Genomic DNA, 12,080 nt, shown 5'->3' with positions numbered 1-12,080 from the left:
GAAGTCTACGGGTGGGGTACGACAGCCGTGCCGCGTGCCGATGTGATCCGGGGAACCCGGGGGCGAGGCCGCCCGCCGCGTGCGGTACGGCCGGACGCTCCTGTCCGGGACCACCGACCAGGCGGCCGGGCGTCGTCCGGTCCCGGCCCGCCCGGCGCGGTCCGGCCCGGTTCCGGGGGTCAGCTCAGGGCGGCCAGGGGTACCGACGGGTCCGCCAGCGCGTCCGGATCGATCTGCCGGGCGGACCGGATCAGCTGCTGCACGTCCTCGGTGACGTCCCACACGTTGACGTTCATCCCGGCCAGCACTCGGCGGTCCTTCAGCCAGAAGGCGATGAACTCGCGCTTTCCCGCGTCGCCGCGGATGACCACCTGGTCGTAGCTGCCCGGAGGCGCCCAGCCCGAGTATTCGAGACCGAGGTCGTACTGGTCGGAGAAGAAGTACGGCACCCGGTCGTAGCCGACCTCCTTGCCGAGCATGGCGAGGGCCGCCGCCGGGCCGCTGTGCAGCGCGTTCGCCCAGTGGTCCACGCGCAGCCGGATGCCAAGCAGTGGATGGGCCACATTGGCGACGTCACCGGCCGCGAAGATGTGCGGGTCGGAGGTGCGCAGGGAGGCGTCGACGGCGATGCCTCCGCCGTCCTTGCGCGCGGCCATGGCGAGCCCCGCGGCTTCGGCCAGTGCGGTACGGGGGGCGGCACCGATCGCCGCGAGCACGTCGTGGGCGGGGTGCTCCTCGCCGTCGTCGGTGCGGACCGCGAGGACCAGGCCGTCCTGGCCGATGATCTCGGTGAGGCGGACGCCGAAGTGGAAGCGCACCCCGTGGTCGGTGTGCAGATCGGTGAAGATCTGGCCGAGCTCGGGGCCGAGGACATGATGCAACGGGGTCGTCTCCGGATCGACGACGGTGACCTCGGCGCCGTACCCGCGCGCCGCCGCCGCGACCTCCAGGCCGATCCAGCCCGCCCCGGCGATCACGAGATGGCCGTTGTCGCGGCCGAGGGTGGTCAGTACGTTGCGCAGCCGGTCGGCGTGGGCCAGTCGGCGCAGATGGTGGACACCGGCCAGGTCCGTACCCGGAATGGGCAGGCGGCGCGGCTCGGCCCCGGTGGCGAGCAGCAGTTTGTCGTAGTGGACCACGGTGCCGTCGCCGAGCTGTACGGAGCGGGCATGCCGGTCGAGGGCGGTGACGGGCTGGCCCAGGTGGAGCTCGATGTCGGCGCCCGCGTACCAGGCGGTCTCGTGGACGAAGACGCTGTCCCGCTCCTCCTTGCCGCACAGATAGCCCTTGGAGAGCGGCGGCCGTTCGTACGGATGATCGCGTTCATCGCCGAGGAGGATCACCCGGCCGCTGAAACCCTCCGTCCGGAGCGTCTCGGCCGCCTTGGCTCCTGCCAGTCCTCCGCCGACGATGACGAACGTCCGATGTGCGTCGACCACTTGTTGCCTCCTCGGTGCTTGCTGCGCGGGGCCCGACTGCGAGCGTCCCGCACGCAGCGTGATGGCGAAAGAGGGTGTACACCGATCAGGTCACACCCAGTGGTCACAGGCAAGTCCGCGCGGCTCGCGGACGGGGTCGTGGACGAAGCCGCGCGGCGGTGGAAACGGGCCTCCCGCGCCGGGTGCCCCCGAGCGCGGGGACGCCCGACGGTGCCGAGGGGGCCGGGCCGTCCGCCGGGGCGGGGCTTCGGCCGGTCAGCGGCGGGCTCCGGTGAGCGAGGCGTGCAGGGAGCGTGCCGAGGCGTCGGTCAGGGCGGCGATCTGGTCGACGAGGACCCGCTTGCGGGCCCGGTCGTCGTCGGCGGCGTCGAACAGCGCCCGGAACTGCGGTTCCAGTCCCTCCGGGGCGCGTGCGGTCAGCGCGGCGGCCAGTTCCGCGATGACGATCCGCTGATCGGCGCGGATGGCCTCCTGTTCGGCGCGCTGCATGACGTAGCGGTCGGCGACCGCCTTGAGCACGGCGCACTCGTTGCGTGCCTCGCGGGGCACGACGAGCTCGGCCGCGTACCGGCCGAGCCGGCCCGTCCCGTGAGCCTGCCGGGTGGCGCTCTCGGCCGCCAGGCAGAACCGCCCGATCAGCTGGCTCGTCGCGTCCTTCAGCCGGGCCTGGGCGACCGCCGAACCGTCGTAGTTGTCCGGCCACCACTCCTGGCCGATGAGCCGGTCGAGGGCGTCGGCCAGCTCCTCGGGATCGGTGTCCGCCGGGACGTAGCGTCCGATGGCGACCGCCCAGATCGCGTTCCGCTCGGGCTCGGAGTAGAGGCAGTTGGGATCGATGTGCCCGGCGTGCAGCCCGTCCTCGAAGTCGTGCACCGAGTACGCGACGTCGTCGGACCAGTCCATGACCTGGGCCTCGAAGCACTTGCGGTCCTTCGGGGCACCCCTGCGGGCCCACTCGAAGACGGGCAGGTCGTCCTCGTACACCCCGAATTTCGGGGAGCCCGCGTCGAAGGGGTGACCGCCGCGCGGCCACGGGTACTTGGTGGCGGCGTCCAGGGCGGCACGGGTCAGATTGAGTCCGACGCTGACCAGCTCACCGGTCCGGGTGTCGGGGACGAAACGCTTCGGTTCGAGCCGGGTCAGCAGGCGCAGCGACTGCGCGTTGCCCTCGAAGCCCCCGCAGTCCGACGCGAAGTCGTTGAGCGCCTGCTCCCCGTTGTGCCCGAACGGCGGGTGGCCGAGGTCGTGGGCCAGGCAGGCCGTCTCGACCAGATCGGGGTCGCAGCCGAGCGCCGCCCCGAGTTCGCGGCCGACCTGGGCGCATTCCAGGGAGTGGGTGAGCCGGGTCCGCGGGCTGGCGTCCCAGGCGTGGCTGCGGGTACCGGGGGTGACGACCTGGGTCTTGCCCGCGAGCCGACGCAGTGCGGCGGAGTGCAGCACACGGGCGCGGTCGCGCTGGAACGCGGTACGGCCGGGCCGCTTGTCCGGCTCGGTGTCCCAGCGTTCGGCGTCGGCCGCGCGGTAGGGGGCCGAACCGTGGTCCTGTGTGCCGTGCGCGCACTGTGTGCCATGCGCGCAGTCCATGTCCTGTGTGCACTGTGTGTCGTCTGCGCCTTGTGCGTCCTGCGTGCCGTCCATGCCGTCCATGGGTTCGACATTAAACGTCCTGGCTGACTGCGCGGCTCAGGCGGATGCGCGCCGGGCGGCCCGGCGGGAACCACTCGGCCGTCGCGGCTTCGGTCATCATCCGGCGGACCGGCCCCGGGGTGGGGACCGGGCCGCGCCGCCGAGGAGCCGGTCGATCCCCGGCGTGTCCGCGGCTCGGATCGGAAACGGTAACGGCCTGGTGCGCGATGGCAAGTGGATCAGGCCGTAACGAAATAAATGAAACCGGGAGATGGAGAACCCTTTCTCCTCGTCGGTCGTCCGATCATGTGGGACCACACGGCACGAGCAGGGGGGCACCCATGGAGGAGAAGCAGCCGGGACGGGCGGCGCGGCTCGGGCGGCTCCGGCCGCGGTGGCCGCGGACGCGGCGCGGGCAGCGGCGCCTCGTACAGGGGGTGATGGTCGCCTGTGTGGCGGCGCTGACGCCCGCGACCTGGTTGTACTCCGTCGCCGACGCCCGGGTCAGAACGACCGCGGACGCGCCCGCGCAGCAGGTCGCCGTGGTGTTCGGAGCCGGGCTCTGGCACGGCAAGCCGTCGCCGTATCTGGCGAACCGGCTGAACACCGCCGCCGAGCTGTACCGGGACGGAAAGGTGAAGGTCGTGCTCGTGACCGGTGACAACAGCCGGAAGGAGTACGACGAGCCCGACGCCATGCGTACGTATCTGAAGGCGCACGGCGTGCCGGACAGGCGCATCGTGAGCGACTTCGCCGGGTTCGACACCTGGGACTCGTGCGTCCGCGCCAAGAAGATCTTCGGGGTCGACCGCGCCGTACTGGTGAGCCAGGGGTTCCACATCCGGCGTGCGATCGCGCTGTGCCGGAGCGCCGGGATCGACGCGTACGGCGTCGGCGTCGACGCCGTACACGATGCGACCTGGTACTACGGCGGAACACGGGAGATGTTCGCGGCGGGGAAGGCGGTGCTGGAATCCACGTTCAAGCGCGACCCGCACTTCCTGGGCCCGAAGGAGCCCGGCATCGGGGAGGCCCTGGCCGCGGACGAGCGGTAGGGGGACGGCCCGGCGCGACCGTCCACTCTCGTGCTGTGACCGGAAACGTTCACCGGCTCGCGAGGCCCGTCACGGCACCTCGCCGCGTTGTCGCATACCCGAGTGCGCGTCCAGCACGAGGGCGTTCCTCCGCCTTGCGACGCACCGCACCGGACGCCGCGAGCTTCCCGGCACACCTTTCCGGCCGCAGCACGCTAGAGAGGGGCGTCCGAGGTGGTCTCGGAGGAGACCCAGTCGAGGTAGCGGGCGCTGCCCCGTACCACCGGGACCGCGACGACCTCCGGTGTCCCGTAGTCGTGCGCCGCCAGGAGATGGGCCTCCAGTTCGTCGTACCGCTCCGCCGTCGTCTTGAGCAGCAGCTGCCACTCCTCGGTGGTCTCGATGGCGTTCTGCCAGCGGTAGACCGAGGTGACGGGCGCGGAGATCTGTACACAGGCGGCGAGCCGCGCCTCCACCGCGCCCTGCGCCAGCGCATGGGCCTTCTCCTCGCTGTCCGTCGTGGTCAGTACGGTCAGCCATGCCGGCGTCGTCACCTTCGGGCTCCTCTTTGTCGGTTACGGGTGTCCTCGCACCCCTCGTCGATTGTCGGGGGGACAACGGCGCGGCGCAGTGTCCGGCGGTCAGACGCCGTACGGACGGACGGCCTTGGCGTCACACAGCGCGCGCCCCCACCAGTCGAGCTGGTCGAGCAGCGTCCGGGCCGCCGCGTCGCAGCCCGAGGGGTCCTTGGGCCTGCCCTCCTCGTCGAACAGGGCGCCCGCGTTGTGGAACGACACGGTTTCGCGGATGCCGACGCCGTGCAGTTCCGCGAAGACCTGCCTCAGGTGCTCGACCGCGCGCAGACCGCCGGAGACTCCGCCGTACGAGACGAAGGCCACGGGCTTGGCCTGCCACTCGGCGTGGTGCCAGTCGATGAGGTTCTTCAGCGGGGCCGGGTACGAGTGGTTGTACTCGGGGGTGATGACGACGTAGGCGTCGGCCGCCGCCAGCCTGGAGGACACGGCGGCCAGTCGCGCCCGCGCGTCGGCGTCGGGACGGTAGGAGAGGGCGATCGGGAGGTCGAGCTCCGCGACGTCGATCAGGTCGGTCTCGATGCCGGGCCGACGGGTGGCGTGCGAGAGGAACCAGTCGGAGACGACGGGGGCGAACCGTCCTTCACGATTGCTGGCGAGAATGACCGCGACCTTCAGGGGCGCGGTGGAGGCGGTGGAGGCCGCAACGGATGAGGGTGCTGTGGTGAGGTCCATGCGGAGAGGCTCGTATGTCAACCATGGTTGAGGTCAAGCCGCGTCCATCGACGTCCGCCGTCGCGCCCCGCGGCATACCGTGGACCGCATGACGACTCCCCCTCCCGCACCCTTCCCGTACGCGGAGTTCAACGGGCACCCGGCCACCGAGGCGGATCTGCGGATTCCCGCCTTCCTCAACTACGGCCATTTCACGGCCATGCAGGTCAGGGACGGAAAGGTGCGCGGCCTCGCCCTGCATCTGGCCCGGCTGGACTCCGCCAACCGGGAGCTGTTCGAGCGCGCCCTGGACGGGGAGCGCGTGCGCGAGCTGATCCGGCACGCACTGGACGGTGCGGGGGTACGGGACGCCTCGACCCGGGTGTACGGCTACCTGCCGCCGGGCGACGCGGAGACCACCGTCATGGTCACGGTGCGCGGGCCGGCCCGGAAGTCCGCCGAACCGCACGACCTGATGTCCGTCCCCTACGCCCGGACCGTGCCGCACATCAAGCGTCCCGGCGAGTTCGGCCAGACGTACTACGCGGCGCTCGCCGCCCGAGCCGGTTTCGACGAGGCCCTGCTGACCGCGCCGGACGGTGCGGTGACGGAGGGGGCGATCACCAACATCGGCTTCTGGGACGGCACTTCGGTCGTCTGGCCGGAAGCTCCCTGCCTGCGCGGCATCACCATGGCACTGCTGGAACAGGAGCTGCCCGGTGTGGGGGTGGAGTCCGTACGTCGCCGGGTGGCACTGGACGGGATCGGGGCCTTCCGGTCGGCGTTCCTCACCAACTCGCAGGGCATCGCGCCGGTCCGCCGGATCGACGACATCGCGCTCACGGTGGACGAGGAGCTGATGAAGCGGATCGGGCAGGCCTACGACGGCACGCCGTGGGACACGATCTGACACCTGCCGGCTCACACATCCGCCCGCCGTCGGCCGGTCCGCAGTCGCGTCGGCCCGGACGCAGCGCCCCGGACTCCCGACGCGGAACGCCCTCACCGGACCCAGGGGGGGGTGGGTCCGGTGAGGGCGGCGGCCGGGAGCGGCCCGGTGCACCGTCCCGTGGGGGGTGTCAGACGTGTGCCCGACACTCGCAAAGTCATGCGTGTGATGTGCGCCACTTTCCTCCCGGAGGGCGTCACCCGATCGGCACCGGTCGGTAAAGGACCGGTCATCCGCACTTCGATCACCGCCGTGACCTGCACACATACCGCTTGGCAAGGATGCCGCGCCGGGCCGTTCGGGTGAAAGCTGACTTGGTGTCAACAGGCGTGGAGGGCGGGCCGCCCGTTAGCTCGGAGTCAGGACACACCTACTCGCGCAGTTGCCGGAGGAACCCCCATGCGTCCTGCTCGCCCAGTGACCGGTATCGCCGCTTCCGCGGTCACCATAGCCACGCTCGGCCTCTTCTCCGCGGGGCCGCCCGCGTACGCCGCCGATACCGGCACCCCGCGGATCAGCGCGGCGGGCGCGCCGCGGGCCAACGGCGACCAGGAGGGGCACGGCCGCGACGGGGACGGAGCGAACAACTCGTCCGGATCCGGGCTCAACTCCCCCTTCGGCCTCAACGTCCCCTCGCTCCTCGACTCCGCCGGCGGACTCAACGCCTTCTCCGGGCTCAGAACCCCCTCCAGGGAGGGCTCGAACGAGCGTGGGAGCGGGGATCGCAACCAGTCCGAGGACGGGGGCTCGGGCCGGCACGACAGTTCGTCGGGACGCAACAACTCGTCGTCAGGAAACGACAGTTCGTCCGGGCGCAACGACTCGTCATCAGGACGGGACGACTCCGGACGCGACAACTCCGGACGCGCCAGCGCGGGACGGGATTCCTCCGGACGCGACAGCTCGTCCGGACAGGGCGATTCGTCCGTGCCCAACGCCCCCAGCGGGCGCGTCAGAACAGGTGTCGGCGGCAGTGTCCGGCCCGACACCTCCCAGATCACGGCGGGCGCCGGCGTACTCGCCGCGACCGTCGTCGGCGGAGCCTGGCTCCTGCGTCGCCGGGCGAGCGGCACGCAGGAAGCCGGCTGACGGGGACGGATTCACGCCTCCGTACCGCCTGGAATCCGTCCCGGTGGCCGCGCGGCCACCGGGACGGGACCGTTCCCGAACCCGTACCGTTTCCACCCCGTCACCCGGAGGACGACCGTGTCCCAGAAGGCCGAGAGCTGGCTGCTGGTCATCGCGGCCCTGGCCGGTGTCTGGCTGATCCGCCACGGCGCCGACGCCCGGCCGATCCCGCCCCAGCCGACCTCCGCGCAGGCCTTCGCCGGCGGCCCGGGGCCGCAGCCTGGGTCCCCGGTCGCCGAACCGCTGGGGCCGTCGGTGCCCGTGCGCCTGCGCATCCCGAGCATCCGGGTGGACGCCCCGATGATGCGGCTGGGGCTCGGTGCCGACGGCAGTCTCGACGTACCGCCGGCCGGAAACCGCAATGTCGTCGGCTGGTACGGGGGCGGCACTCCGCCCGGCTCCAAGGGCAGCGCGATCGTCGCCGGTCATGTCGACAACGCGCGGGGGCGATCGGTCTTCTACGACCTGGGCGCCCTGCAGAAGGGCAGCAGGGTCGAGGTGGTCCGGCAGGACGGGCGTACCGCCGTCTTCTCACTCGACGCGATCGAGGTCTACCAGAGCCGGAACTTCCCCGACGAACGCGTGTACGGAGCCTCGCCCTACGCCTCGCTGCGACTGATCACCTGCGGCGGCGGTTTCTCGAAGACGACGGGTTACGAGGGCAATGTGGTGGCGTACGCGCACCTCACCGAGGTGCGGTGACCCCTGCCTTCCGGGGCCGGTCGCTCATGCCGTCCACTGGTCGAAGGCCAGCTTCGCGACCAGCGAGAACACCACGACCAGCAGGACCCCGCGGACGAACCCGCTGCCCTTCCTGAGCGCCATCCGCGCCCCGATCAGTCCGCCGGCCAGGTTGAACACCGCCATCAGCGCGGCCAGTTGCCAGAGCACACTGCCCTGGTAGGCGAACATCGCCAGCGCCCCACCATTGGTGCACACGTTGACGATCTTGGCGGTGGCGGACGCCGTCACCAGGTCGAGATGGAGCACCGCGGTCAGCGCGAGCACCAGAAACGTGCCGGTACCGGGGCCGAACAGCCCGTCGTAGAGCCCGATGCCGCCGCCGACCAGCACGATCGCGGTCACGGTGCGGGCCCGGGTGACCTCGCGCCGGCCCCCCTCGTCCGTCGCCGTGCCGAACGAGGGCCTCAGCATCACGAACGCCGCGACCGCCAGCAGCACCACCATGATCACGGGGCGCAGCACCGCGCTGCTGATCCCGGCCGCGAAGAACGCGCCGGTCATCGATCCGGCCAGCGCCGCGAGCCCGATCCGCAGGGCCGTCCCGACCTTCACCGGCGCCTTGCGCACGTACGTCACGGCGGCGCCCGACGTACCGACGATCGCGACCGCCTTGTTCGTGCCGAGGACGTGCGCGGCCGGGACGTGCGGCAGGCCCAGCAGCAGAGCGGGCAGCAGGAGCAGTCCGCCGCCGCCGACCACCGCGTCGATCCAGCCCGCCGCGGCTGCGGCGAGGCAGAGGACAACCAGTGTGGTGAGTGCTATGTCGGGCATGATCGCGACCCTAAGGACGAGGTAGGTGCCCCGTCCAACCGCTTTGGCCGGATCGCGGGAAAGTTGAGCCAACTCTGAGGTTGCCGGGCCTCCCCCCTCGTCGCAACGGGGCCCGCGTTCGGGACCCGACCGGCCCGTTCTCCCCGCGCGCCCCGGTCGTACGCTGGGGTCCATGAGCCAGGGCTGGAACGCGAGCGACATCCCCGACCAGAGCGGCCGTACCGCCGTGGTCACCGGAGCCAACAGCGGGATCGGGCTGATCACGGCACGGGAGCTGGCCCGGTGCGGCGCGCGCGTGCTGCTCGCCTGCCGTGACGAGACGCGCGGCAAGGAGGCCGAGTCCCGGATCCGGACGGCCGTGACCGGCGCCGACGTGGAGTTCGTACCGCTCGATCTGGCCGATCTGGATTCCGTACGCGAGTTCGCCGCGGTCCGCGCGCCCGGCCGGATCGATCTGCTGATCAACAACGCGGGCGTGATGGCGCTGCCGTACGGGAGGACGGCCGACGGCTTCGAGAGGCAGTTCGGCGTCAACCATCTCGGGCACTTCGCCCTCACCGGGCTGCTGCTGCCGAAGCTCCTCGACACCCCGGGGGCGCGTGTGGTGAGCGTCTCCAGCGGGATGCACGCCCTGTCCGACATCGATATCGGGGACCTCAACAGCGAGCGGAACTACCGCCGCTGGATCGCCTACGGCCGTTCGAAGACCGCCAATCTGCTCTTCGTCCACGAGCTGGCACGGCGGCTTTCGGCGGCCGGTTCCGGGGTGGTGGCCGCTGCGGCGCACCCCGGATACGCGGCGACCAATCTGCAGACGGCGGGCGTCCGGATGGAGAGGCGCAAGGCGGCGGAACGGGTGTTCGAGCTCGGCAACCGGATCATCGCCCAGCCTGCGTCGTCCGGAGCGCTGCCCACCCTGTACGCGGCCACCGCGCCCGGCGTGCGCCCCGACTCGTTCACCGGGCCGAGGCTGCTGGGCTGGCGCGGTGCGCCCGCCCCGTCGTGGCGAGCGGGCTGGACGCTCGACGATGTGGCGAGCGAGCGGCTCTGGGTGGCGTCCGAGCAGCTCACGGGGGTGACGTATCCGGGCCTCGAGTCCTGAGACCGGGCCACCCGCCGTCGACCTCAGGCCTGCTGTCCCTCGACGGCCGCGGGGTCCATCCACATGACCTCCCAGATGTGGTGGTCCGGGTCCTGGAAGGAACGGCCGTACATGTGACCGAAGTCGATCGCCTCGTTGGCGGGCGATCCTCCGGAGGCCAGGGCGGTGTCGACCAGCTCGTCCACCTTCTCGCGGCTCTCCGCGCTCAGCGCGAGGATCACCTCGGTGGACTTCGAGGAGTCGGCGATCTCCTTCTTGGTGAACTCCTTGAAGCGGGGTTCGGTGAGGAGCATGGCGAAGATGGTGTCGCTGATGACGAGACACGCGGTGTTCTCGTCGCTGAACTGCGGGTTGCACGAGAAGCCGAGCTTGCCGAAGAAGGCCTTGGTCGTCTCGAGGTTCTTGACCGGCAGGTTCACGAAGATCATCTGAGGCATGGCCGTTCCGTTCTCTCTGGTGTTCGAACGATTTACGACAGGTGGACGACGGGGCGGCACGGAACTCATCGGTGCCGACGAAGAAATTTTCCGCCCCCGGATTCAGGACATGGCGAGCGGCGCGCCGCCCCGGAGCAGCGATCCGCCCAGCGGGGTCAGCGTATGCAGGACCGAGCTGCCGTGCCGCAGCGTGTGGATCAGGCCGGCCTCGCGCAGCACGCAGGCGTGCTGGCTCGCCGAGGCGAGGGAGACTCCGGCGCGGCGGGCGAGTTCGCTGGTCGTGCAGCCGTTGCCGATGGCGCTCAGGACCGTGGAGCGGGTATGGCCGAGGAGCCGGCCGAGCCAGGGCCCCGGTTCCGCGAAGACCGGGGCGCGCGAGTGGGTGACCGGGTAGACCAGGACCGGTGGGAGCCGCGGGTCGCGGAGGACGACCGGGGTGACCCGGCAGAAGAAGGACGGCTGGAGCAGCAGCCCCCGGCCGTCGAGGTGGAGTTCGCGGTCGACGGGGTAGTCGGCCTCCAGCACGGGGGCCCGCCAGCGGATCGTGGGCGGGAGGGAGGCGAGCAGTTCTTCCGCCCCGCCGTCCAGGAGTGCGCGACCGCGCACGGCACGGTCGGCCTCGACGCTGGCCTGGATGTGTGGCCAGTACGGTTCGATCGCGGCACGGTGGTAGCTGCGCAGGGCGCCGATGAGCCGGTCGAGCGACCCGACGCGCCGGTGGGGGACGCGGCCCGCCTCGCGCCGTTCGGCACTCAGGAGGGCGAGTTCGGCGCGGATCCGCCGGGGCGGGGTGTCGCGCAGCGCCGCCATTCCGGCGTCGATGCCGTACGGCTCGGCGGTTTCCTGAGAAGGCGTCAGAAAGTCAGGGAAATAGCCGCGCGGTGGAATCACGGCGGCCAACGGGTGTACTTCACCATCCAACCGGGGCCGGGTTTCCTTACGCCATTCCCCGAACACCTTGGAACCGCGCCGGTCCCTCAGCCGGTGGAAACTCAGAATGGTTTCCCACAGCGCATCCGGCCGGGTGGCCATCCGCACCTTGGAAAGGTCCACCCCGGACATGTGGATACGCAGCACCGAACCCCCACCTGTTGCACCTGCAATTACCCCCACCCCAGGGTATGCGACCCATAACAGCACGTCACCACGGGGTTTCGGCCAGAGGTGAAACGCCTCGCCCGCGGGTGCCATCACCCGAAAAGCTGTACGACGCCGGGTGCGAATCCGGAGCCACCGGAAGAGCGAGTGAAGGCCGTGGGGGGTTTTGCTCGTTCGGCGGCGGTCGGCGACGGTGCGGCTCCGTGCCCGGCGGGGGTAAGCCGGGTGCGGTCCGTGGATGGGGATCCATGGACCGCACCCCGGTCCGATACCGACCCATGTCTTTGCGTATTGAACGAACTTTGCGTATTGAACTGCACGGGAGGGCGAAGAAAAGGCACAACGCCGAACAACGCTTTTCCCCAGAACAAAACGAGGCGGGGGGGCCCCCCCCCCGGGGGGGCCCCCCCCCCGGGGGGGGGGGGCCCCCCCCGGCGGGGGGGTGGTGGAGGTGGGCGACCGGGGGCCCCCGGGGCCCCGGCCCCCGGGCCCGCGCGTGGCGTGC

Annotated in this window: 12 protein-coding genes; 5 read left to right on the top strand and 7 right to left on the bottom strand. The window is 71.2% G+C overall.

All coding sequences use genetic code 11. The features are described 5' to 3' along the window. Positions 1 to 179: 179 nt before the first annotated feature. Both ACIOHC_RS02730 and ACIOHC_RS02725 read right to left on the bottom strand, forming a co-directional pair. Positions 180 to 1,439: an FAD-dependent oxidoreductase gene (locus ACIOHC_RS02730; protein ID WP_351075652.1), complete on the bottom strand. Its 1,260-nt coding sequence runs from the start codon at positions 1,437 to 1,439 to the stop codon at positions 180 to 182. Between the two features lie 255 nt (positions 1,440 to 1,694). Then, complete coding sequence (locus ACIOHC_RS02725) at positions 1,695 to 3,077, bottom strand: deoxyguanosinetriphosphate triphosphohydrolase (protein WP_401841225.1); 1,383 nt, start codon at positions 3,075 to 3,077, stop codon at positions 1,695 to 1,697. A 329-nt stretch (positions 3,078 to 3,406) separates the two neighbouring features. Here ACIOHC_RS02725 and ACIOHC_RS02720 point away from each other — a divergent pair, with 329 nt between their 5' ends. After that, positions 3,407 to 4,120 (top strand): ElyC/SanA/YdcF family protein, encoded by a 714-nt coding sequence (locus ACIOHC_RS02720; protein WP_351075650.1) that lies wholly within the window; start codon positions 3,407 to 3,409, stop codon positions 4,118 to 4,120. Between the two features lie 194 nt (positions 4,121 to 4,314). On the opposite strand, the gene cutA is transcribed toward ACIOHC_RS02720, so the two are convergent. Both cutA and ACIOHC_RS02710 read right to left on the bottom strand, forming a co-directional pair. After that, positions 4,315 to 4,653 carry a divalent-cation tolerance protein CutA gene (cutA, locus tag ACIOHC_RS02715; protein WP_351075648.1) on the bottom strand — a complete coding sequence of 113 codons (339 nt, stop codon included), beginning with the start codon at positions 4,651 to 4,653 and terminating at the stop codon, positions 4,315 to 4,317. A gap of 87 nt (positions 4,654 to 4,740) precedes the next feature. Then, positions 4,741 to 5,367 carry an NAD(P)H-dependent oxidoreductase gene (locus ACIOHC_RS02710; RefSeq protein WP_351075646.1) on the bottom strand — a complete coding sequence of 209 codons (627 nt, stop codon included), beginning with the start codon at positions 5,365 to 5,367 and terminating at the stop codon, positions 4,741 to 4,743. Positions 5,368 to 5,455: 88 nt separating this feature from the next. Between ACIOHC_RS02710 and ACIOHC_RS02705 the strand changes: the two genes are divergently transcribed. The 3 genes from ACIOHC_RS02705 (at position 5,456) to ACIOHC_RS02695 (ending at position 8,125) form a co-directional block, all read left to right on the top strand. Next, a complete protein-coding gene (locus tag ACIOHC_RS02705) occupies positions 5,456 to 6,256 on the top strand; it encodes an aminotransferase class IV family protein (protein ID WP_401841075.1) in 801 nt (266 codons plus the stop codon). Between the two features lie 438 nt (positions 6,257 to 6,694). Then, positions 6,695 to 7,384 carry a hypothetical protein gene (locus ACIOHC_RS02700; protein WP_365688248.1) on the top strand — a complete coding sequence of 230 codons (690 nt, stop codon included), beginning with the start codon at positions 6,695 to 6,697 and terminating at the stop codon, positions 7,382 to 7,384. Between the two features lie 117 nt (positions 7,385 to 7,501). Next, a complete protein-coding gene (locus ACIOHC_RS02695; RefSeq protein ID WP_351075638.1) occupies positions 7,502 to 8,125 on the top strand; it encodes a class F sortase in 624 nt (207 codons plus the stop codon). Positions 8,126 to 8,149: 24 nt separating this feature from the next. Here ACIOHC_RS02695 and ACIOHC_RS02690 read toward each other — a convergent pair whose 3' ends face one another. Beyond that, positions 8,150 to 8,938: a TSUP family transporter gene (locus ACIOHC_RS02690; RefSeq protein WP_351075635.1), complete on the bottom strand. Its 789-nt coding sequence runs from the start codon at positions 8,936 to 8,938 to the stop codon at positions 8,150 to 8,152. A 172-nt stretch (positions 8,939 to 9,110) separates the two neighbouring features. Between ACIOHC_RS02690 and ACIOHC_RS02685 the strand changes: the two genes are divergently transcribed. After that, complete coding sequence (locus ACIOHC_RS02685) at positions 9,111 to 10,040, top strand: oxidoreductase (RefSeq protein ID WP_351075633.1); 930 nt, start codon at positions 9,111 to 9,113, stop codon at positions 10,038 to 10,040. Between the two features lie 23 nt (positions 10,041 to 10,063). On the opposite strand, the gene ACIOHC_RS02680 is transcribed toward ACIOHC_RS02685, so the two are convergent. Together ACIOHC_RS02680 and ACIOHC_RS02675 are read right to left on the bottom strand one after the other, a co-directional pair. After that, positions 10,064 to 10,477, bottom strand: a complete 414-nt coding sequence (locus ACIOHC_RS02680) for a VOC family protein (protein ID WP_365688247.1) — start codon at positions 10,475 to 10,477, stop codon at positions 10,064 to 10,066. Positions 10,478 to 10,579: 102 nt separating this feature from the next. Continuing rightward, complete coding sequence (locus ACIOHC_RS02675) at positions 10,580 to 11,554, bottom strand: helix-turn-helix domain-containing protein (RefSeq protein WP_351075628.1); 975 nt, start codon at positions 11,552 to 11,554, stop codon at positions 10,580 to 10,582. Positions 11,555 to 12,080: the final 526 nt, after the last annotated feature.

Origin of the sequence: Streptomyces sp. NPDC088252 (genome assembly GCF_044740965.1) — a bacterium.
In the GTDB taxonomy this organism is placed as follows: Bacteria; Actinomycetota; Actinomycetes; order Streptomycetales; family Streptomycetaceae; genus Streptomyces.
Note: the sequence above shows the minus strand (reverse complement) of the source record. Positions and strands in the feature narration are given on the sequence as shown.

Excerpts from the sequence above, each read along its gene's own strand:
- ACIOHC_RS02680 (WP_365688247.1), bottom strand. The coding sequence starts at position 10,477 with ATGCCTCAGATGATCTTCGTGAACCTGCCGGTCAAGAACCTCGAGACG.
- ACIOHC_RS02720 (WP_351075650.1), top strand. The coding sequence starts at position 3,407 with ATGGAGGAGAAGCAGCCGGGACGGGCGGCGCGGCTCGGGCGGCTCCGG.
- ACIOHC_RS02700 (WP_365688248.1), top strand. The coding sequence starts at position 6,695 with ATGCGTCCTGCTCGCCCAGTGACCGGTATCGCCGCTTCCGCGGTCACC.
- ACIOHC_RS02725 (WP_401841225.1), bottom strand. The coding sequence starts at position 3,077 with ATGGACGGCACGCAGGACGCACAAGGCGCAGACGACACACAGTGCACA.
- ACIOHC_RS02685 (WP_351075633.1), top strand. The coding sequence starts at position 9,111 with ATGAGCCAGGGCTGGAACGCGAGCGACATCCCCGACCAGAGCGGCCGT.
- ACIOHC_RS02705 (WP_401841075.1), top strand. The coding sequence starts at position 5,456 with ATGACGACTCCCCCTCCCGCACCCTTCCCGTACGCGGAGTTCAACGGG.
- ACIOHC_RS02690 (WP_351075635.1), bottom strand. The coding sequence starts at position 8,938 with ATGCCCGACATAGCACTCACCACACTGGTTGTCCTCTGCCTCGCCGCA.
- ACIOHC_RS02710 (WP_351075646.1), bottom strand. The coding sequence starts at position 5,367 with ATGGACCTCACCACAGCACCCTCATCCGTTGCGGCCTCCACCGCCTCC.